The organism is Vibrio sp. 10N.261.51.F12, assembly GCF_041471725.1.
Classification (GTDB): Bacteria; Pseudomonadota; Gammaproteobacteria; order Enterobacterales; family Vibrionaceae; genus Vibrio.
Genome location: NZ_JBFROV010000031.1, coordinates 28440 through 50544, shown reverse-complemented (window position 1 = coordinate 50544; position 22105 = coordinate 28440). Strand labels below are relative to the sequence as shown.

Annotated in this window: 17 protein-coding genes and 1 pseudogene; 11 read left to right on the top strand and 7 right to left on the bottom strand. The window is 43.7% G+C overall.

Annotation, left to right across the window (positions count from 1 at the left end):
* Positions 1–117 precede the first annotated feature (117 nt).
* Positions 118–732, bottom strand: a complete 615-nt coding sequence (locus AB4405_RS16865) for an arylesterase (RefSeq protein WP_372061933.1) — start codon at positions 730–732, stop codon at positions 118–120.
* Here AB4405_RS16865 and AB4405_RS16860 point away from each other — a divergent pair.
* From AB4405_RS16860 to AB4405_RS16830, 7 genes are all read left to right on the top strand, one after another.
* Positions 731–1408 carry an ABC transporter ATP-binding protein gene (locus tag AB4405_RS16860; RefSeq protein WP_102470256.1) on the top strand — a complete coding sequence of 226 codons (678 nt, stop codon included), beginning with the start codon at positions 731–733 and terminating at the stop codon, positions 1406–1408. The two genes, AB4405_RS16865 and AB4405_RS16860, sit on opposite strands and share 2 nt — an antisense overlap.
* Before the next feature lies 1 nt (position 1409).
* Positions 1410–3842, top strand: a complete 2433-nt coding sequence (locus tag AB4405_RS16855) for an ABC transporter permease (protein WP_372061932.1) — start codon at positions 1410–1412, stop codon at positions 3840–3842.
* A 252-nt stretch (positions 3843–4094) separates the two neighbouring features.
* Positions 4095–5507, top strand: a complete 1413-nt coding sequence (locus AB4405_RS16850; RefSeq protein WP_372061931.1) for an FAD-dependent oxidoreductase — start codon at positions 4095–4097, stop codon at positions 5505–5507.
* A 189-nt stretch (positions 5508–5696) separates the two neighbouring features.
* Positions 5697–6713 (top strand): UDP-glucose 4-epimerase GalE, encoded by a 1017-nt coding sequence (gene galE / locus AB4405_RS16845; protein ID WP_102470259.1) that lies wholly within the window; start codon positions 5697–5699, stop codon positions 6711–6713.
* A 484-nt stretch (positions 6714–7197) separates the two neighbouring features.
* Complete coding sequence (rimK, locus tag AB4405_RS16840; RefSeq protein WP_102470260.1) at positions 7198–8103, top strand: 30S ribosomal protein S6--L-glutamate ligase; 906 nt, start codon at positions 7198–7200, stop codon at positions 8101–8103.
* Entirely contained in the window at positions 8104–9123 is a 1020-nt protein-coding gene (locus tag AB4405_RS16835; RefSeq protein ID WP_102470261.1) for a succinylglutamate desuccinylase/aspartoacylase family protein, read from the top strand.
* A 4-nt stretch (positions 9124–9127) separates the two neighbouring features.
* A complete protein-coding gene (locus AB4405_RS16830; protein ID WP_372061930.1) occupies positions 9128–9565 on the top strand; it encodes an ATP-dependent zinc protease in 438 nt (145 codons plus the stop codon).
* A 170-nt stretch (positions 9566–9735) separates the two neighbouring features.
* Here the strand turns inward: AB4405_RS16830 and AB4405_RS16825 are convergent, their stop codons facing one another.
* Positions 9736–10104: a DUF413 domain-containing protein gene (locus tag AB4405_RS16825; RefSeq protein WP_102470263.1), complete on the bottom strand. Its 369-nt coding sequence runs from the start codon at positions 10102–10104 to the stop codon at positions 9736–9738.
* 251 nt (positions 10105–10355) lie between these two features.
* Between AB4405_RS16825 and AB4405_RS16820 the strand changes: the two genes are divergently transcribed.
* Complete coding sequence (locus AB4405_RS16820; RefSeq protein ID WP_372061928.1) at positions 10356–11243, top strand: LysR family transcriptional regulator; 888 nt, start codon at positions 10356–10358, stop codon at positions 11241–11243.
* A 146-nt stretch (positions 11244–11389) separates the two neighbouring features.
* Here AB4405_RS16820 and AB4405_RS16815 read toward each other — a convergent pair whose 3' ends face one another.
* Complete coding sequence (locus AB4405_RS16815) at positions 11390–12772, bottom strand: MATE family efflux transporter (RefSeq protein ID WP_372061927.1); 1383 nt, start codon at positions 12770–12772, stop codon at positions 11390–11392.
* A gap of 73 nt (positions 12773–12845) precedes the next feature.
* Between AB4405_RS16815 and AB4405_RS16810 the strand changes: the two genes are divergently transcribed.
* Positions 12846–13739 (top strand): helix-turn-helix transcriptional regulator, encoded by an 894-nt coding sequence (locus AB4405_RS16810; RefSeq protein ID WP_102470266.1) that lies wholly within the window; start codon positions 12846–12848, stop codon positions 13737–13739.
* Between the two features lie 22 nt (positions 13740–13761).
* On the opposite strand, the gene trxC is transcribed toward AB4405_RS16810, so the two are convergent.
* Complete coding sequence (gene trxC, locus AB4405_RS16805; RefSeq protein WP_372061926.1) at positions 13762–14190, bottom strand: thioredoxin TrxC; 429 nt, start codon at positions 14188–14190, stop codon at positions 13762–13764.
* Between the two features lie 287 nt (positions 14191–14477).
* Here trxC and AB4405_RS16800 point away from each other — a divergent pair, with 287 nt between their 5' ends.
* Positions 14478–15773 (top strand): DEAD/DEAH box helicase, encoded by a 1296-nt coding sequence (locus tag AB4405_RS16800; RefSeq protein WP_372061925.1) that lies wholly within the window; start codon positions 14478–14480, stop codon positions 15771–15773.
* A 139-nt stretch (positions 15774–15912) separates the two neighbouring features.
* Here the strand turns inward: AB4405_RS16800 and AB4405_RS16795 are convergent, their stop codons facing one another.
* The gene (locus AB4405_RS16795; RefSeq protein WP_372061923.1) at positions 15913–16236 is read right to left on the bottom strand and encodes a cytochrome c; all 324 of its coding nucleotides are present in this window, start codon (positions 16234–16236) and stop codon (positions 15913–15915) included.
* A gap of 586 nt (positions 16237–16822) precedes the next feature.
* On the opposite strand from AB4405_RS16795, the gene AB4405_RS16790 reads away from it, so the two are divergent.
* Entirely contained in the window at positions 16823–18244 is a 1422-nt protein-coding gene (locus AB4405_RS16790; protein ID WP_372061922.1) for a P-loop NTPase fold protein, read from the top strand.
* 629 nt (positions 18245–18873) lie between these two features.
* On the opposite strand, the pseudogene AB4405_RS16785 reads toward AB4405_RS16790, so the two are convergent.
* Both AB4405_RS16785 and focA read right to left on the bottom strand, forming a co-directional pair.
* A pseudogene (locus AB4405_RS16785) lies at positions 18874–19386 on the bottom strand (CBS domain-containing protein); the annotation flags it as partial.
* A 1154-nt stretch (positions 19387–20540) separates the two neighbouring features.
* A complete protein-coding gene (gene focA / locus AB4405_RS16780) occupies positions 20541–21989 on the bottom strand; it encodes a formate transporter FocA (RefSeq protein ID WP_372061921.1) in 1449 nt (482 codons plus the stop codon).
* Positions 21990–22105: the final 116 nt, after the last annotated feature.

Sequence of the window (22105 nt, the reverse complement as noted above, 5' to 3'; positions counted from 1 at the left end):
GTGAGAAGTGAGAAGTGAGCAATAAGGGTACGAACTTTGAATCAATACCAGACGATCAACTAACGTGCTTTGGTTTTAAGTCTCCGAAAGCACGTGTTTAATTGTGGTTCTGGCGATTTATAATGCCAAGTAGGGGCGAAGCTCGTTCGCTATTGTTTCAGCGATAAAAGGCTGAGCAACCGCTTTTGGGTGAAGACCGTCTTCCATCATCCATTCAGGTTTTGTGATGACTTGTTCTAGGAAAAATGGGATTAAGGGCGTAGACGTTTCTTCTGCGAGATCGGGGTAGATAGCTTCAAACATTTTTGCATACCTTTTTCCATAATTAGGTGGAATGCGAATCTGCATTAGCATAACCTTGGCACCAGCATCCTTACTCATTGTGATGAGCTGGTGTAAATTGTTCTTAACGATATTAGGTTGAAAACCTCTTAATCCATCGTTAGCGCCAAGTTCAATGAGTACATAGTCGGGCTGATGCTCTTCCAGTAAGCCAGACATTTTTGCTAAGCCATTGCCCGTGGTGTCCCCGGATACACTGCCATTGATAACCACAACAGGTTGCTCTGAAGTGGATAGCAAATCAGGGAGTAATGTCGGCCAACTTTGCTCTGCTTTCATGTTGTAACCGGCACTGAGACTGTCACCAAGAATCAGTATTGAGGTCGCTTTAGCATGAAACGATGCTAGGGATATAAGAATTAAAACAAAAAAGGAACGTTGCCAAATCATGAGTTCTTCCATAATAAAAGCCAAATCGGTATCGAAAGTAGTGTCTACGAAAACCGAACAATTAACAATCCTTGAAGGCGTAAATCTTTCTATTGATGCCGGCGAGTCCATCGCGATTGTTGGTACGTCGGGCGCCGGTAAGTCAACGCTGATGACATTGTTGGCTGGGTTAGATGTGCCGAGCTCTGGGTCCATTGAGTTACTGGGTAAAAAGATATCAGATCTCGATGACGAAGCGCGTGCCTCGTTACGGAGTGAACACCTTGGTTTTGTTTTTCAAAGCTTTTTGCTGATCCCAAGTTTGAGCGCACTTGGAAATGTCACACTGCCATGCTTATTAAGAGGCGAAAGTGAGGATGTGGACAAAGCGAAGTTTTTACTTGAATCCGTTGGATTAGGGCACCGATTAGATCACCTTCCTTCTCAGTTATCGGGCGGAGAACAGCAACGTGTTGCCATCGCACGAGCATTTATGACCAGCCCTAAGATCCTGTTTGCTGATGAACCGACAGGAAACCTAGACCAAAACACGGCGCATAAAATTGTCGAGCTGCTTTTTAATCTGAACAAAGAACATGGTACGACCCTAGTGCTTGTGACTCACGATCTCTCTCTCGCCAAACGTTGCGACCGTGTTTTCTTAATGGATGCCGGACAATTGAAAGAGGAACGCTAATATGGCTGGTGAATCAGTGAACAAGCGATTACTGCTGTGGAGCGTTGATGAAATAAGGCAAGGGCAGTTGTGGCCGATCGCATTATCTTTAACTATGATCATTGCCTGTATTTTCGGTTTGGCGGCACTGGCAGAACGTATGGAGCAGGTGATTGTTAAACAAGGTAAAGATGCGCTGTCTGCGGATACTATTTATATATCTGCGAATCCAATCTTGGACGACAATCTCACCTTAATTAAACAGTCTGGACTTGAAGCCTCGTACTACACGCGATTTGCAACCATGTCATTCAGTGACGTTGGAATGCAACTTATTACGGTAAAAGCCGTCGACGACGCCTTCCCTTTGCGCGGGTCATTAACGTTAGCATCAAAAAATCACCAACAGCATCATGTTGCTCCTGGTGAGCTTTGGCTTGATGAACGTATTGCCGAGCAACTTAACGTTGTGGAAGGGGACGTGGTTACTGTGGGAGATGCAGATTTAACGGTGAGCGGCGTTATTGTCGAAGAGCCGGGAATCAGTTTTAACCCATTTCAACAAATGCCTACGGCATACATCCATCAAGACTCGGTTGATGAAACCGGCGCCGTCCAGTTGGGAAGTCGAGTCCAATTCAGGGTCTACCTTGCCGGAGACGATGATGCGATACAAGGTCTGAAAACGGACATTGCGTTATCCCCGAGCGATCGATGGCGAGACCAAGACTCAGCAAGCCGCAGCAACGATATCTTTGAAAGAACGACACAATACTTGTCCCTAACGGTTGCGATCATCATCATTATGGCGGCGACGACCTTAGTATTGACGTGTCAGAACTACGTGCAAAGCCGTAGAAAAACGGTAGCGATGCTGAAAAGCCTTGGAGCAAGCAAGCGCTGGGTGATCCGTTGGCTAACCATACAGGCGTTACTGTTAGTGACGATGGCTATTGTTGTCGGTATCGTTCTTGGTGTGGGATTGGAGTACTTGTTGCGAATCCCGTTAACAGACTTACTCCCAAGTCCACTCCCAAGCTATGGTGCAATGCCGGCAATTATTGCCATTGCGTCAAGCTTACTTATCGGGATCCCAGCGTTGGGTATCCCATTGTACAAGCTGGTGTCGGTTTCCTCGGTTGAGGTCTTGCAAAGTGTCGACGAGAAGCGAGGAGGTTGGATTTACCTTCTCATTGCCGTACCACTAATACCACTCGTGGTGGTTTACCAAAATAACACCTTGATTTGGATTTTACTGGCAGGTATTGCTGGGTTGTTCTTGTTATTAGGCGGCGTCAGCGTTGTGTTTACGTTGTTGCTGAGTAGGGTCACGTTACCCGTTTCGCTGAAACTTGCCGTAAGCCGAATTAATCGGAGTAAAAGGCATACTGCGCTTCAGTATGGCGCGCTAGGTTTGTCATTAATGCTGTTGACCACGATTTGGTTGGTCAGAACGGATTTATTGAGTGACTGGCAACGGACACTCCCTGCAGACGCCCCTAATGCGTTTGCGCTCAACATTGCTGAGCATGAGATAGAACCTTATTTAGAGGTATTGGATAGCCACTCGGTACAACGCTCGCAAGCGTTTCCAATTACACGTGGGCGTCTCACCTTGATAAATGGTCAAGATGCAGAACTCTCCCAGAAAAAGGGCGATGTAGAAACGGATGCATTGAGTCGAGAGCTCAATTTTACCTATGCGTCTGCACTACCAGATTATAATGATGTTCTTGAAGGACAATGGACATCCGTTGGCGGAGTGTCTGTTGAGCAGCAAGTAGCGGAAAACCTAAACATCAACATTGGTGATGAGTTAGGCTTCACCATCAATGGTCAAAGCGTGTCTGCGACGGTTAACTCCATTCGTTTTGTGGAGTGGCGTGACATGAAACCTAACTTCTATTTTATTTTCACTCCGGATGTAATGGAAAACATTCCTAGCGCTTGGTTAGTGAGTTTTAGAATCGAAGACAAAGACAATGAGTTAGTTTCCTCATTATCACGACAATATTCCACGGTCAGTTTAATGGATATTCGTTTAATGGGTGACAAGATCCAATCACTGTTGTCTCAGATAGTTTGGTCTATTACAGTCCTCGCTGCCCTAGGTGTCTTAGCAGGGGTGTTGCTTATCTTCACGTTGCTACGACTTAGCTTGGCGCAACGGCGAGATGAACTGCGTCTATATCGAACCCTAGGGGCTAGCCGGCAGCGTATTGTTCGAACCATTTGGGCCGAGTATGGCATTATGGCTTTGATCGCGGGCCTCGTGGCGACGTTAGGTGCCGAAATTGTCGTCGGCTTAATTATGAAACTTGGTTTTGAACTTCCATGGAACTGGCACTTTTCCACTTGGATTGCTGTGCCTGTTATTGCTTTTATTACTTTAGCTGCAGTTTTGTTTTCGTTGATTAGACAGATGCTTAGTCCAAATAATAATGGCATATCATAACGTTTAAATTCAGTATTATTGAGTTATCCACAAAAACGGTGGATAAAGTCTTGGATAACTCAATAGTAAGAATAGTGACATAAAACCATAACCATTGATGTATCGACGATGGCGTGAATTCATCAACGTGTAATGTGTTTTCAACAGTTATTCAGTAAATTTATGTCAAGAAAAACATCACTAAAAATGTGATTTTTTTTAATGCTTTATCACGGTAAAATAACCATTCTATATAACGATAAAAACTAAACGATGAACTCAGTTTATGCTCAGGCAGCCAGCGGTAAAAGTGTTGCCATTATTGGGGGAGGTGTTGCGGGTGCTACCGTCGCACTTTACTTAGCCAAGCAAGGCGTTGAGGTAACGTTATTTGAGAAAAACGTTACCTTAGTGAGTGGTCCACCGATCTGCCACCTTCATGCTGGAGGCAACTTATATAGAGATCTCTCACACCAGCACTGTATCGATTTGCTGGAACAATCAATAGCCTTCGTCCGGTTCTTTCCTCAGACTATCAATCGACGTCCTACCGTCATTGCAGTACCAAAAAATGATCAAGGTATTCCCGAAGCTCTCTTACCCAGACTAGAGTTGCTGAAGAATACGTATAAGACACTGGTGGAACTCGATCCTAATAATGAAGTATTAGGTCAGCCCGAAGACTATTATCGTTGTGTAGAGCGGTCCGATTTAGAGACATTGGCATTAGCAGAAAGTGTTTCAAAGCCAACGAGCGTTGATGAATGGCTCATTCCGTTTGCAAAAAATACTGACCTCGATAAATTAAAATACCCAGTCTACGTCGTACAAGAGTACGGTCTGAGTTTGTTTCGAGTCGCAGCAACCATTGAACTCGCTGCTGAGTTGCTACCCAATTTAACCGTCTGCACAGGTGTCAAGGTAGAGCGGGTGACATCGCTTGAGCAGGGGGTGTCAATTGAATACGGCGATTCTTCATGTGGTGAGTTCGATTATCTCATTAACGCCTGCGGTTTTAGAACCGGTTTGATTGACGACCAACTGAATTATTCACGTCAGCGTATGGTTGAGTTTAAAGCAGCCTATATCACGCATTGGCAAGCGTCTTCTCATGAGAAATGGCCAGAAGTGATATTCCACGGTCAACGAGGTACACCACAAGGGATGGCTCAATTGACGCCTTATCCAGATGGTTATTTTCAGCTGCACGGCATGACGAGTGACATTACCTTGTTTGAAGATGGGTTAGTGCATTCGTCTGAAAACAGTGCGCAGCCTTGTCTCCCTCAATATCTGATGAATAAAGTGGATAATGGTTGGTCGTTTGATATGCAAAATCAGCGTTCGTTGAGTGCTATCTCGCACCTTAGTCAATATGTCCCTTCGTTTATTAACGCAACGCCTGCGGGCAAGCCATTGTTTGGGGCGCAACAAATTCCAGGAACAGATCCAAGTTTAAGAACGGCAGATGTGAGCTTCGAAGGTGAATGTTACGCCAGACTAGAGATAGTAAAAGCGTCATCTGCTCTACAAGCGGGAAAGAAAATTGCAGCGCAATGGTTTAATACAACGTTACGGGGTGACGTTTTTCTGACAAATGATTTTGAACTTAACATTGTCGAGCGAAAAGCGCGTGAATTGGCAGTATCACGTGGATACCCTGAATCATTGGCAAAGGCATATTGATTATCAATGATGACTTCTGTTGATTAGGGGGAAAAGGCCGTAAACACATAGGCAATGGTACGGGTATAAACATAGGTGACAGTGTTTATATAAGTATAGGTAACGGTACGAATAGAAGCATAGTCAAAAGGTCGTATTTGTTATGGAAATCATTATAATCACCGCTAATAAAAACAAGGAGTTGGCAAAATGAATATCCTAGTAACAGGCGGAGCAGGCTATATTGGTAGCCACACGTGTGTACAACTGATCGGTGCAGGTATGACACCGATTATCTTCGATAATCTTTATAACAGTAAAGTGGCGGTATTAGACCGTATAGAGCGTGTTTCAGGCTCTCGTCCAACGTTTGTTGAAGGCGATGTGAGAAATAAGCAAGCGTTGTTGGATGCGTTGACACAATACAAGATTGACGCAGTGATTCATTTTGCGGGTTTGAAAGCCGTTGGTGAGTCTGTCGAAAAGCCGCTTGAATATTATGATAACAACGTTAACGGCACGTTGGTGCTTGTGGATGCGATGCGCGATGCCGACGTTAAGCACTTAGTGTTCAGTTCATCTGCAACCGTGTATGGGGATCCTGCCTCCGTTCCTATCACTGAAGAATTCCCAATCAGTGCGACTAACCCTTATGGGCGCAGCAAACTCATGGTTGAAGAGTGTTTAACTGATTTTCAGAAAGCCAATCCTGATTGGACGATTACGTTACTGCGCTATTTTAATCCAGTTGGCTCTCACCCAAGCGGTGAAATGGGAGAAGACCCACAGGGCATTCCTAATAATCTCATGCCTTTTGTATCTCAGGTGGCAGTAGGGCGACGTGAATTTTTATCGGTCTTTGGTAATGACTATCCGACAAAGGATGGGACAGGCGTGCGTGATTACATCCATGTTATGGATCTAGCGGATGGGCACATTGCCGCGTTGAAGACGTTGGATAAGAATCAAGGTTTACATATCTACAATTTAGGTACGGGGAATGGTTATAGCGTGCTTGAAATGGTAGAAGCGTTTAGTGCAGCCTCAGGTAAGGATGTACCTTATAAGATAGTAGATCGTCGACCTGGTGATATTGCTGAATGTTGGGCTGATCCAAGTAAAGCTAATCGAGATTTGGGCTGGAAGGCCACTAGGACGCTAACCGATATGTCTTCAGATGGGTGGAAGTGGCAATCGCTTAATCCAACGGGATATCCAAACAAATGACTCGTTAAAACAGAATTGACAAAAAAAGGCGCTTAATGCGCCTTTTTTTGATCTGAATCCCGTTGTTAAGCGATTAAAAAGTGGCATGTTGTTATTTTTTTGATAAAATCAATTTGTCACTTAATAATAAGTGCAAAATTTCTTTTGAATATTTAGGGGAATACCATGGAGCTAGCGCTCATCGTCGCTTTTGTCGTTACCTCAGCGGTAATGGTAAAAAAAGAAATGGCAAAAAAATAACATCACTCACACCTTTTTGTTACAAATACTTTTAAGTGAATGAATTATCGAACTAAAACCGGCTTATGCCGGTTTTTTTGTGTCTGTAATATCTGCTAACAACAAAAATATTTTGTCGTAAAGGACAAAAATTATCGTTTTATTTTTAACGGTTAAACTCTTAAGGTGCACCCTCTTTCCGGTCATTCGTATACCGGTGTTTCACACTCAAAAAACAAACTTAAATATCTAAGAGGATACTGCCATGCGCATTGCGATTCTATCTCGCAACGAAAACTTGTACTCAACTCGTCGCCTAAAAGAAGCAGGTGAAGCGAGGGGACACCAAGTGGATATCATTGATACCCTGCATTGCTATATGGATATTACGAGTAGTAACTCGAAAGTTCGTTACATGGGTGAGGAACTGCCGCAATACGACGCTGTTATTCCGAGAATCGGGTCGTCTATTACGTTTTATGGTACCGCGGTTGTTCGCCAGTTTGAGATGATGGGAACATTTTGTGTCAATGAATCGGTAGCAATAAGCCGCTCTCGTGACAAATTACGTTCCCTTCAGTTGCTGTCTCGTAAAGGCATTGGTTTGCCTAGAACCGGGTTTGCAAGCAAACCTGACAAGATTCAGGATCTCATTAAAAACGTTGGCGGGGCACCGCTGGTCATAAAGCTTTTAGAAGGAACCCAAGGCATCGGAGTCGTTTTAGCTGAAACTAATAAAGCGGCAGAGAGTGTTATTGAAGCATTCATGGGGCTCAAAGCTAATATTTTGGTGCAAGAGTTTATTGAAGAGGCCAATGGCGCTGACATTCGTTGCTTTGTTGTCGGTGGCAAGGTTATCGCGGCAATGAAACGCCAAGCAGCGGAAGGTGAGTTCCGATCAAACCTTCATCGTGGCGGAAGTGCTCAGTTGGTGAAGTTGAGTAAAGAAGAGCGCGCGACGGCGGTCAATGCAGCCAAAGCAATGGGCTTGAATCTTTGTGGTGTCGATATTCTGCAATCTAAAAATGGACCAGTGGTGATGGAAGTGAACTCTTCTCCGGGTCTGGAAGGCATAGAGAAAGCAACAGGCAAAGATGTCGGTGATTTGATTTTTGAATTCATAGAAAAAAATGCAAAACCTAACAGAAACAAAACCATAGGACGTGGATAAATGACAAAAGAGTTGGTGATAGCGGGAGTAGAAATACGCCCTGGAGAACGCAAAGAGATCGATATCCCGGTGGCTAAATTGTATACCGATGCCGAGGTGTCGATACCGATTCAAGTTATTCGCTCTAAAAAAGAAGGACCGACAGTATTTGTCAGTGCAGCCGTACATGGCGATGAGCTCAACGGTATTGAAATTATTAGCCGATTGATTGCAGAAAATTTGAAATTACAAAATGGTACGTTGATTCTTGTTCCAATGGTGAATGTTTACGGCGTATTAAACCAAAGCCGTTATATGCCAGATAGACGTGACCTTAATCGCTGCTTTCCAGGGTCTAAAAAAGGCTCATTAGCAGGGCGATTAGCGTATACGTTTTTAAACAGTATTGTTGCGCATTGTGATTACGGTGTGGATTTGCATACGGGCGCGATTCATCGCTCTAATTTACCGCAAATTCGTGCCAACTTGGATGACCCTGAAACCAAAATGCTCGCTGAAGCGTTTGCAGTACCAGTGCTGTTGAATGCGAACATTCGTGATGGCTCACTGCGTGAAGCTGCGGTGAACAAAGGTGCGCGTGTTTTACTTTATGAGGCGGGTGAGGCACTGCGATTTGATGAGCTGTCTATTCAGACCGGTGTTAAAGGTGTTATTCGCGTACTTAAAGCATTGGGTATGATTCGAAAGCGAGTGAAAGCCGCCAACACGGAACCATTTGTTGCTAACCGCAGTGACTGGACCCGAGCTGACGCGAGTGGGTTTGTGAAGGAGTATGTCGCGCTGGGTGCTAAAATAGAAAAAGGAGAGGTACTCGCTGATATTAATGGCCCTCTGGGTAATAACATCAGTCAAGTTATCTCCAATCGAGCGGGAATTATTATTGGTAAGCAAAACATCCCGCTTGTTCAAGAAGGCGAAGCAATGTATCACATCGCGTATTTTGGAGATTGCGCAGAAGAGGTATTTGAACACATCGAAATCATGCAAGATTCGATTGTTCCCGTAGAACCGAGCATTTAAATTTATGCCTAACACTTATAACGACCGTATGATTATTGGCAACCTAGAGTTGTGTAGCCTGCCTGAGCTGGGTATCACTGACTTAGAGGTTCGCATTGATACTGGAGCGAAAACGTCATCTCTGCACGTGGACAATCTAACTCGTACAAAACGAGACGGTAGGCTATACGTGCAATACGACTTACATCCTGATATCTATCATTTGGAGCAAATCGTTCATTGTGAATCGTTAGTTGTCGATTCCAGACGCATTAAGTCTTCCAATGGTGATGTTGAGCAGCGATGCGTTATTAGTACCTTGTTTCGTTTAGGTGACAGAGAATGGCCAATTGAAGTGACACTCACAAATCGTCAAGACATGTCTTACATGATGTTATTGGGCCGCGAAGCCATGAATGAGAAAGTCTACGTAGACCCAAGCAGAGCGTTTCTTATTGACTAGGTGCCAATCAAACCGTAGTTGGGTGTTATTGCCATCATTCATGTCCCTAGTGTTTTCATACTACGTTCTATTTAGAAACCGTCGAAAGACGGTTTTTTTAATGCAGGAATGCGAACAAAAAAAGCAGAATGAATGAACACTCTGCTTTGACTAGGAAGAATAAATAACAATTATGCTGGTTCTAATACGCTGTCATTTTCCATATCGTAATCGTAATCTTTCGATGGTTCACGAAATTTTGACTTGCTATTGAGGGTGTGGAACGCTTTTCTACCGCGCGCTAATCTCACATACTTAAGCCAGGTATGCTCAAGTTTAGTTTTAGCTTTGCTTGGGTTATCGATGACTTTCAAAAAATGTTTTTCATCAACGTTTTCTGGTGATATTGCGCTGAGCTCAAGGGCTAGCATGGTTTCACCATAGGTCACCAAAATGTCTTCTTCCAGAAGGGTAAAATCACCGGACTTAGCAAAACCACGAGGGAATTTTGCGGCGTCATAAAAACGTTTTTTTCCGTGGCGAAATTGAGTATCAGTCATAGCGTTCTCAATGAAAAATAAAGGTTAGAGCAAGATGGCTAAAGGGGTTCATTGTCAATCTTTGTAACGTTAGAGACCTATGAATCCAGTATTGTTTCAACGCTGAAAATAGAGCGAAATAGAGGCGAAATAAAGCGAATTGTTTTTGTCGAAATAATAAAAATTATTTATGCTTAAAGTTGTGCAATTAGATAGAATGTTGAGTGAATTAAAGAGAAGCTCAGTTACTTAAATTGGTTTGAGAATTGATTATGGATGTAAAGGTATTTCAAACTTTCCTTGAAGTCGCAAAGGAAAAGCATTTTGGGCGCGCGTCTGAGAATTTGTACATCACTCAAGCTGCTGTGAGCGCACGAATAAAACAGCTGGAAGAATTCTTTGATACTCGGCTGTTCACTCGCCACAGAAACAACATTCAGTTGACGTCTGCTGGAGAACGTTTGGTTGGCTACGCTGAAGTGATGGTTTCGACATTAAAGCAGGCGACCTTCGATCTTTCGTTAGAGAGCAATAAAGCCTTGCAGCTTACGATTGGCGGAACGCCCAATATCTGGGATGCCTACCTACAAAATTGTTTGAGTGTCGTAACGGATTCATTGAGCGGCTATGGTTTTGTTGCTGAGTCGCAAGGGCGTGAGCAACTTAACCGAAAGCTACTCGAACGAACGCTCGATCTGGCGTTTTCATTCGATCCATTCAAATTGGAAGAATTCAAAAGCCATCAAATTTCTGAGCTATCGCTCGTATTGGTATCAACCAAGAAACGCCCTGTCGATGATGCGTTTAACGATAAGTATGTGTATGTCGATTGGGGGACACAATTTAGCTTTGAACACGCGGTAAGACACCCTAACATACCAGCGCCTTATCTGAGGACATCGACTGGTCGTATCGCGTTAGATTTCATTTTAGAGAAGGGCGGGTGTGCTTATCTGCCGCTGACATTGGTCGAACCGTTTATTGAATCTGAACAGCTCTACGTAGCGACGGATTCGGAGGCGTGGTCTATCCCGTTGTTCATTAGTTATCGTAAAAACAGCACCGCGATTGACGCGATACTGCAAGTCGAGACGCTTATTAATACCATTGAACCATCGCCTTCATTCTTAATGCAACAAGCGAGTGAATCCGCAGAATAACAATTACGCGCTTGGCTTTTGGTGCAAAGTGAATGACAAACAGCGTAATAACAAACAGTAAAACGACAAACGCCACCGAAAGGTGGCGTTTGTCGTTGGTATTTGTTAATCAAATACCAAGCGTCGTTATGTCTATAACCTTGCGCTTATGCGGTGGCAACCGTTAAGTTGTTCATCCAATACCGCTTAAGATAACGGTGGAAGCACAAACAAAACTTAACGACCTCTTCCATGAGCATACAGGCGTAAACGACCTGAAACTCAAACCCAAAGATGAACGCGCCTATTGCGGTTAATGGTAGGCCAACCATCCACATGGCGATAAAGTCCATGCGTAAACAGAATCGATTATCGCCACCGGCTCGTAAGATACCGTTAATAATAATAAGGTTCAGCATGCGTAGCCAAATCGCACAGCACATCACGACCATCACAGGGGCCGCTAAAGGGTAAAGTTCAGCATCGGTAAGGTTCAACCACGCCAAGACGGTTTCTCGCCCGAGTAATAACAAGCCGCCGGTTAAAATACCAAAAACAAAAACCGCTTTAATAAAGAATTTAGACATCTTGAAAGCATGTTCAAATTCATCCCTGCCTAAAGATTGACCAAGTAGGATGGAGCATGCCACCGAAATACCAAAAAATAATGAGTAGCATAGCGATTCAAACGGACCAATCATACTAAACACCGCAAGTTCAGTTGTGCCCATGTGGCCAAAGATCACCTGGTACATGAGTGTGCCCATTGCCCATAAGATCGCGTTCATCGTGGTCGGCACTGCAAGCTTTTTATAAGATTCCCAAAGACGAGTGTGAGACTCGAGTTTTTCAACATTAAGTAGCCAATGCTTACGGTAATGGAGGAAACCCCAGATTAGGCCGACCTGTAGTAGTCGAGAGATTGTGGTTGCTAACGCCGCTCCCGCAACGCCCATCGCTGGTACGCCAAAGCCTCCCTTTATAAGCCAAAAATTCAGTGAAATATTCACCACAATCGTCACTGCCCCTAATAATAGCGGCGTGACAGCGTCACCTGATGAGCGCATGGCAGATTCAGCCATAATGACGACATGTGTCAGAATCAAAACAGGAAATGCGTACCATAAATAGGTTGAGCCAAGTTCGATTACCGCGCTGTCGCTGGTTTGAAGCATCATAATAAAGCTAGAAAACAGCGTGATTATTAAGGTCACGGGGATGAGAAGTTTGGCACCAAAAATCATGGCTAATTGTGTTATGGTTTTGGCTGAACGCTTGTCATTGCGCCCCCAATATTGAGCAACAAGAACGCCATTAGCGGAGGCCATTCCAGCCATGATCATGATAGCAACAAAATGCCATTTTGAGGCAATACCGACAGCTGCCGTTGCCTCATGGCCAAAATCGCTGACCATCAAAACGTCAGCCATCGCCAAAATAGCCACGAGAGCACTTTGAATCGCGACAGGAAAACCAAGCTTAACGACCGTCGATAACATTTGGTTTTGAGTAGCATTCTTCGATGACATAGGGTGGGGGTGGGTGGTCATAGCTGCTCCTGATTAAGTGTGATGGCTATCATAAATTTTGCGTGTAATATAAGGAAAACAACTGAGTATCGCCATGTTTAAAAATAAACAAAACCTGTGCAAATCTATCATCGAACAATTTAACACCAAATCGACTTGGGAAGATGAGGTGTACTTGTCAAATGAGTGTGAAGAGCGGTTCTTATCAGAAAATGATATTCCTGAATTTAAATCGGAACAGATATTCATGGCGGGCATGGCAAATTTAGTCGATGGTTACCATGTCGAGCGCCGAGGAGTGGACGTTCACACCTTACTTTTCACGATTGAAGGAGGAGGCATATTAACCACGGAAACAAAGGTAGAGGCGATCGAGCCTTATTCCATCGTCGTGCTACCCGCCCATCAGCCATTCCGATTTGAACTTAATCCTCAATATAAATACTGGCGAATGATATGGTTTTTGCCTAAAGCCACGTCGCGTTGGAAGCCCGTCGCCGATCTGGGGCAAAAGGTTGTGCCATTTCATGATTGTGAGCGAATGTGGGCGTTGATGACTTTGCTTTATCACGATATTGGGCATCGTTCTAGCTACCGAAAGTTATTAGTGAGCGAGGTTTGTCGTTTGATTACCGGGTTTGAGTCTCCGACCTCGGATTCAACGGTGCGAGTCCAAGCCTTGTTCAATTTAATAGAAAGCCAGCTGCATTTACCGTGGACGGTGCAAAGTATGGCCGAACGTACGTTCTTGAGCGAGGTTCAACTTGCACGGCTTTGTAAGCAGCTTTACGGGGTGTCTCCAAGAAGTAGGCTGATTAACCTAAGAATGGAAAAGGCCTGTGATCTACTTCGAAATAATGATTGGACGATCGGTATGATTGCGGAGCGCTTAGGTTACAAAGACCCGTTCAATTTTACCCATCGCTTCTCTAAACACATCGGCTGTTCGCCGTCTGCGTTTAGAAAGAAGGCAATCGGTAATAATTGAACGAATATGGCTATCTAGTGGATCAGAGAAACGGATTAAGCCATTGTTCAAATTGTGATTTTGGAAGCGCGCCATTTAATTGGTCAACACGCTCGCCGTTTTTGAACACCATGATGCATGGGATGCTTCTTATTTGGTAGCGAGCGGCGAGTTGTTGCTGCGCCTCGGTATCTATTTTTACAAAACGAGCGACGCCTTTTTTCTCAGCGGCAGTTTGTTCAAACACAGGCGCAAAACCGACGCACGGGTTACACCACGATGCCCAAAAATCGACCACGACAGGCTGAGTGCTATTTAAAATGGTATCGAAGTTGTCAGCGGTACCTTCAACGGGGGCACCATCTAATAATGGCGCTTTACAACGACCACAGTTTGGTGATTCGACGATACGTTCTGACGGGATGCGGTTGAGGCCTTTACATGATGGGCAGCGGGTATTGATTGTTGACATGAGCTTTCCTAATAACGGTGAATTAAAATCAGCAGGCTTTGTATTTATTCAGCTTCTTTGAGCTTAGCCTAACGACCAGCCATACTAACAGAGAAGTCGTGAATGAATAAATGCCGTGGTTGCTTAGGTTGCTTAAGTCGCCTGAGTATACTGAACAACGTTGTTGGTATGGTGCTAATCTTAATTGCATCGCGACGAATATTTTTCGTCTATTAACCTTGCTGTATAGGGTTCTTTAAGGCTTTCTGTTACACTCGCGTCCCTTTAATTTTCCTGTTGGCGAATTTATGTCAGAAATCAATAAAACTTCCGCACAAAACCAAGTGTTGAGCTTTGCTCAATTTAAATTGAGCGAGACGATCAATAATAACTTAGACAGCTTGGGATACCATTCGCCAACACCGATTCAAGCACAAGCGATTCCTCATGTTCTAGCGGGTAAAGACGTATTGGCAGGGGCGCAAACAGGGACGGGTAAAACGGCAGGCTTTGGTATTCCATTAATCCAAAAGCTAATGGATAAGTCCGCCCGCGCGCCGCGCGCACTGAATGCGATTCGTTCATTGATTTTGACGCCAACTCGAGAGCTTGCTCAACAAGTCTTTGATCATTTAGTGCCACTTGCTCAAGCGACCGGTATTAAAGTGGTGGTTGCTTACGGTGGCACAAGTATGGGTGTACAAACGAAGAACTTGAGAGGTGGCGCGGATATTTTGATCGCAACACCAGGCCGTTTGCTGGATCACCAACACGTTCGTAATATTACTTTAGCTGAGTGTGAGTATTTGGTGCTTGATGAAGCCGATCGAATGCTAGACATGGGTTTCATGCCCGATCTCAATCGTATCCTAAAGCGTATGCCGCGAAATCGTCAGACATTGATGTTTTCAGCCACATTTGAACAACGCATTAAAACCCTTGCTCACCGTATTATGATGTCGCCTGTTGAAGTTCAGGTATCGCCAGAGAATTCGACTGCCGATACCGTCAAGCAAATGGTTTATCCAGTCGATAAAACTCGTAAGCACGAATTGCTTGCGTATCTGATTGGTTCCAAAAACTGGCGACAAGTTCTGGTTTTCACCAAAACCAAGCAAGGCAGTGATGCGCTAGCGAAAGAACTCAAGCTTGATGGTATTAAAGCCGTTTCAATCAACGGTGACAAAAGCCAAGGCGCACGCCAAAAAGCACTCGATGATTTTAAAACGGGTCAGGTTAGGGCATTGATTGCAACGGACGTTGCGGCACGTGGTCTTGATATCCAACAACTTGAGCAAGTGGTGAACTTTGACTTACCTTATAAAGCCGAAGATTACATTCACCGCATCGGCCGTACTGGACGAGCAGGGCAAGTCGGCTTAGCGGTATCGTTGATGAGCCATGAAGAACAGTATTTGCTGGAAGCCATCGAAAGATTACTCGATGAGCGTTTACCGCAAGAATGGTTAGCTGGATTTGAACCGCGCCCGTTAAGCGAGATTGAAACGGACAAGCCAATGAAAGGTCGTAGCCGTTCTTCAGAAAAACGCCGAATGAAAGCAAAACTAAAAGTTCATTCAGGACGCGGGAAAAAGCGCGGTTAATAACGCTTTCATTATTGACGATACAGAGACGTCCCTCTAGGCTTCTGTATCGTCAATGTAAAGTATCTGCTCAATCGCGGCATACTAGATTGTTGGTCACACCAATCTTAGTTAAATACACTCAGTTCCTGATTCAAATTTAAGGGGTTGCTTGTGAGTAAAAAGCGGCCACATCTCTTAGGTCTTCATCGCTCAAATTTTGTAACTGAGCTTGCATCATTTCAGCGAGTGCACCAACTCTCTCTCCGTCTTTATAAGCCTTCATTGCATTGAATAGATACAACGGATCTTGACCATTTAGGTTCGGGTATTCGAGCTGTGTCGGCTTTCCATAAGGTACATGACAAAAAACACAACTTGGAGACTTTTGTTGGCCCAATTCGGCACGGCTGGCGTCATTACTGGTTGCGGTAAATGAGGTAAGGGATAGTAAGAGTGCTGTGATGACGAGATAAATGCGCATACCCAATGTCCATTGTGAAGTAGAACTTGAGTATAAAGGTTGTCCCTAGGGGAACCTCAAGCGATTGATACCACTATTGCGTCACGATAATTCATTTTTGATTTGGTAATGTAATAAGAATAAACGGTAACAGTCTAGAGGAAGCAAGGGTATAGGGTAATAAAAAGAAGATGGTGATGTCAGTTGCGGGAGGACAAGACGTTTTTTCAGTTCCTACAAAGTCTGATCGTTTATCTAAAGACTGACTGCTTTTGGGCTACAGCAAGTCGGGCGGGGCAGGCAAGCTAAAATACTTTTGCCCCTTTACGAGTTTGGCCTAGTGTAGCCGTACTGAAAGCTACTAAAGCTTTTCTATACCTTTCCTCATACCTCGTGCCTGCGGAATCGAGGGCTTACCATGATTCTAAACTATCTAACTATTTCTCTAAATCCATTCACACTTAAACGAATCAAGTTTAGTATGTTTCGTTACATTAGATAATTACTGTTAACGAGGTTAGTTGTAGTGGCAGGGAACGATTGTTTATTCGATTGGAAAGCTCCAATAATTGATGAAAACGAAGAGCTTCTATTTACAGAGGATACATTGAATAGAAGCAGGTACGCGAAATTCCTACATGGTCACCTTGTTAAAGAGAGTGAGAATGGCGGGTATGTATTAAACCTCAACGCCAAGTGGGGGGCAGGTAAAACCTACTTCATTAATCGTTGGATAGATAGTATCAAAGACGAATATCCAGTTGTTTATATCGATGCTTGGAAGCAGGACTATTCTGATGATCCAATGCTTACTGTAATCTCGTCGATTACCAGCGAACTGCAACGATACTTACCACCTGGCAATGATGAAATAATTAAGTTAAGCCGAAAGGCGACGCGTTTTTTTAAGTCTGCCGCACCGTTGTTAGCTAAAGGGCTTATTAAGAAAGCTACCGGGTTGAATATAGATGACATATCCACTGATGAAGAACCAGACCCAGATATAGATAGTAATGGTACAAATGCTGGAATAGATTCTTACAATATGACGGCTGATGTCAGCGGAAAGTTGGCTAAGTGCTTAGTGGAGGACCACAACGAAAAGCTAAAGACTGTTGAGCACTTGCGAATTAGTTTGCAGTCAGTGGTGGATGCAATACCTAAGCAGAGACCTGCGTTCATTTTTATCGATGAGTTAGACCGTTGTCGTCCCTCGTATGCAGTAGAGATGTTAGAAGTTATAAAGCATTTCTTTGAAACTAGGAATGTAGTGTTCGTTGTTGCAACTGATACAGAGCAGTTACAGCACGCAATTAAAGCTGTTTATGGTCAGAAATTCGATGCTCAAACGTATCTCGGTCGCTTCTTTCGACGTCGCTACTCGTTAGGAGAGTTATCCTGCAAAGATTTCGTTGACCGTTATATCGTGTCGCCAATTAACGACTCTAAGTGGGGGAGTAACATCCCTCGCTCCTATCCCAATGAAGACATAGTGGAGCTTGTTTCACAGATTGCCAATGTATTCGAGTTGTCGCTAAGGGAAACAGAGCAGTTAGCAGATAAATATTTGGCAACCCTTGAATACGCGAACAAACCGTTCAACTCGTACTTACTACTTATTTTGTTTGTATTAAGGGATAAGTATCACGATATATACGACATGTGTGTTGCTACCCCTAGGCATGTGGATTTTTCAGCGATAGCTAGAGGCCATCCTACAGGTAAGATGATGTTGCAATTGTACTCGGATTATTTGGGTACTGAGTTTTACGCTCATAAAGAAACTGAAACCCTACGAGTTTTCTCGATGCCGCTTCATGAGTATCTATGCGAGTCATTGAAACTTACCGTAAAGTTGGATGGCAACAGGTATGTTGATGAAAGAAATCAGTTGGCACGCCGCCATGATTCATACGATATAGGTGATGAAAAATACAAAGCCGGGCTCCTTGTTGCCTTATTAGGGCTACAAGCAGTTACAAAAGACTATAGAGACTGGGTAGAGTTAGCTGTTTCATTTGACGATTAGTCTCTGCTGTAGTGGGACTGTAGTGGCTAAGTGAATTTGGCCACTACATTAGAGGTTTTGCTATACCTCAAATAATCCGTTAAATGCTAATTAAGCAATGCATATAACACGGAATTGTCCAACTTCGAGCTAGCTGGTGAGGCTAGCTCAGATTTGCCCCATTTTTTGTTTTAAACCAATCACAAGAACCGTCATCCCCTTGAAAAAGGGGATCTCACTCAGCGCGTTGCGAACTCGATGTATTTAACTTAATCGAATTTTTTCAATTGTCTACGCGCTTTGTGAGATCCTCACTTTCGTGAGAATGACGAATGTTGTTAGTTCGAGGAAAAAGGAAACTAAACCGTTTATGTCCAAAAATTCGTTAGCCTAGGACTAATTATGTGTGCAAAGCGTTATTTTGAGCTATCAGGTCACTACCCAATTTTAAGTGAGACATACGCTTTGGGAGCTCCTCGTTTACACGAAGATGACAGCTTAATTTTGATGGTTTAAAGAGTAACATCCTGATCGAACTATTTTGCCCTCTGGTTTCGCCGCTACCCAAACGAAGGTAGCCCCGGTTTTTACACCGGGGCTTTTTCTGGCCAAACGACTTATTTTCCAACCAAAAACTTTTGAATCATTGATTACGCGGTTGCGCGGTCGTCAGTATTGACAACGTTTAAACGGTTACCATAAGCAGGGCGTACTGCTCTCATGACTTCCAATCTAGAAATGCTGCCAACTAACTTACCGTCTTCTAGAACGGGAAGGACTTGTGGTTTAGCAACTTTCATTGCTTTAGCGCGTTCTTCTAAAGACAGTGTGGTCATGCTGGTGGCGTATCCCATCGATGTCGTTGGGAAAAGTTGTTCTTTGTCGATGCTTAATGCCTCAATAACATTAACGAGTGTCTCTTTAGAGCTGATTGACACCACGTTTCTATTCATGATGTCGACGACTTTTTGTTCTTCTTGCGGAATGTAGTTTTCACACCATAAATCGACCATAACATCGTGTACGGATAGAAAGCCGATAAGGCGAAGGTTGTCGTCGATAACGGGTGCGCTCGTTAAGTTATTATCTAGTAGGGTATCCAGCGCAACTGAAGTGATCGTTTCTGTGCTAAGTGTGATTGGCTGGTTGTTCATGATTTGTTTAACGGTGATATTTTTCATAATGTTACCCCTGAAGACAATAATAAGTGTGTGAGTCAAACCGAGTGTTTTTCATAGTCAGTATCGTGTTGTACTGGTTCTTGTTTTCGGTCTCTGCCGTGTTGGTATCTAGATTAAGTGCAATCGTACCGTTGCGTAAAATTGATAATATTTATTATCAAAATCAGAAAGTTTGATATGATTTAATTTCACTTAAAAACAATCACTTACGTTTTTTGGTGTGGGTGTTATTGAAAAAATAAAAGATAAGCAGGTCTCTGATTTGTTTGGAATTTATACAGGGAAATTTGCTGGCTATGTGCCAGAAATTTAATTGATATGTCCCGCTAATCGGCGGTGTATCTAATCGGCAATAGCGCTAAGTATTTTTAGAGCTATGTATTTTCATTACGAGACTCGGCATTGATATTCGAGAAAGGTACCCGCTTAGCCATCAAGCAGATTATTGAGATGCATGGGGAATATCGGTACATGGTAGGTGGAAAAGTCGGTAGTTGGGTGTACTTATTTCGCAATGCCTGTTGTTTATGAAGAGGACGTGGCAAGAAATCGGTACGAAGCTGCTGAGATAAGATGAGCGCAGGCAATGCTTGAACGAGGTGATAACCGTAAGGTGCTGCGTGGTTTATTCTACGCGCTGAGGCCGTTATTAAACTGGTTTGCGTGATCTAATAATCGTTTCGTTAATGCTTGCTAAGTAGCTAAGTAGCTAAGTAGTTGCGTCTGTGTCTGTATTGAAATACCAAATGCTAAAGCTAGTCGCTTTAGAGTAAGAACACAGTGGCCGACTAGCCTGGCAGCGTGAGAATAGTCTAATGGATTATTCTGAATTGACCAGTACAGGCTGTTTCAATGAGTTAAGTCCCATAGTAAACATGGGCAAGATCTAAGTGATAGATTACATCGCTATAGTTATAGCCTAGCTTTATGTGTTGGATTAAAGGACTCTTAAACCCATCTTTGGACGCCAGTATGAAAAGGTGGTGAAGGGGGATGATAATGATGCATGTTGGGGAAGATAGCGCTGGTGAGTATTATTTACAGGATTTCGAAATAGGGTAGCCCCAGTGATGACACTGGGGCTTTTTTGGCCAAACGACTTATTTTCCAACCAAAAACTTTTTAATCATTGAGCGTTACGCCGTTTCTAGCGTGCGCTCTACGATATTGAGGCGGTCGCCATAAACAGGTCGAATCGCTTTCATAACGTCTCCGCGTGATAGCACACCGACTAACGTACCGTTGTCGAGTACAGGAAGAACATGGGGTTTACTGACTTTCATTGTTTTTGCACGCTCTTCTAATGAAAGCGTTGAATAGCTTGTGGCAATTCCCATTGACGATGTTGGGTATAATTGCTCTTTGTCGATGCAAAGATACTCTGCAACATCAACAAGTTTTTCGTTGACATGGATGGCGACGACGTCGCGATTCATTAGGTCTACAACCTTTTGTCCTGCTTTAGGGATATAGTTCTCACACCATAGATCCACCATCACATCGTGAACAGAGAAGAATCCAACCATGCGGCCCTCAATATTGACAACCGGTGCGCTAGTTAAGTTGTGGTCTAGCAATGTGTCTAATGCGACAGATGTCAGCATCTCAGCACTTAGCGTGATAGGTTGATCGTTCATGATTTCTTTTACAATGATAGTGTTGTCCATAGCGGTTTCCTTTACTGACATTAAGGTAGCGGTTTGTGTGATAGCGGATACGTTGGCCGCTTTTAGTTGTGGTCTGCGATAAATACTCCAGTTAGCAAGTCCTACAAGGACAGCACCACCGATGATGTTACCGAGCGTTACTGGTATTAGGTTATTGAGAACAAAGTTAGAAGCGGTTAAGTCACTAAAATGACTCGCATTAATACCTACTGTTGTCCAGAATTCAGCAGGTGCGAAATTTTGAATAACAATGCCTAGCGGCACCATGAACATGTTAGCAACGCAGTGCTCGAAACCACTACTAACGAACATGGCAACAGGTAGGATGGTCATGGCCGCTTTTGTCATGGCATTAGCAGAGCTAAACGTTAACCAAATCGCAAGACAAACTAACAGGTTACAAAGTACGCCAAGAGCAAAGGCTTGAACCCAAGAATGGTGCAGTTTATGTTGTGCGATATTTAGCGCATTTAAGCCCCATTCACCGTTGTCCATTTGATACAAGCCAGCAGCAGATACAATCAGTAGCAGGAACATCGCACCAATGAAGTTGCCGACATAAACCTTGCCCCAAATTGAAATCATTTTACTAAAGCTAATTTGTTTGTTTGCCCAGGAGATGCTGGAAAGTACTGAGCTAGTAAACAGTTCACCGCCACAGATGACGATTAAAATGAGTCCCATACTGAATGCAAGGCCACCGGCTAAACGGCTGAGCCCCCATCCTGCATCTGCACTACCCGTTGTCACCGTGATATAGAACAAAAACGCGAGTCCGATGAAGGCACCTGCCATAATGGCTAGGCTCATTGTCATACCACTGGTTTTCTTTGCTTTACTTAATGCAAACTTCTCCGCCTCAGCCATCATTTCGATAGGTGAGAACAAGAGCTGATTATCGGAGTTGGAAGTTGCCATTAATTACTCCTTTCCTTTTAGTGTGTTTAGTCGGTCGCTCATTTCATAACGCTTTAATCTATTTGCGAAAACAAGGCTACTTGCCGTGTTCGAATCTAGATTAAAGCCATTTGGTG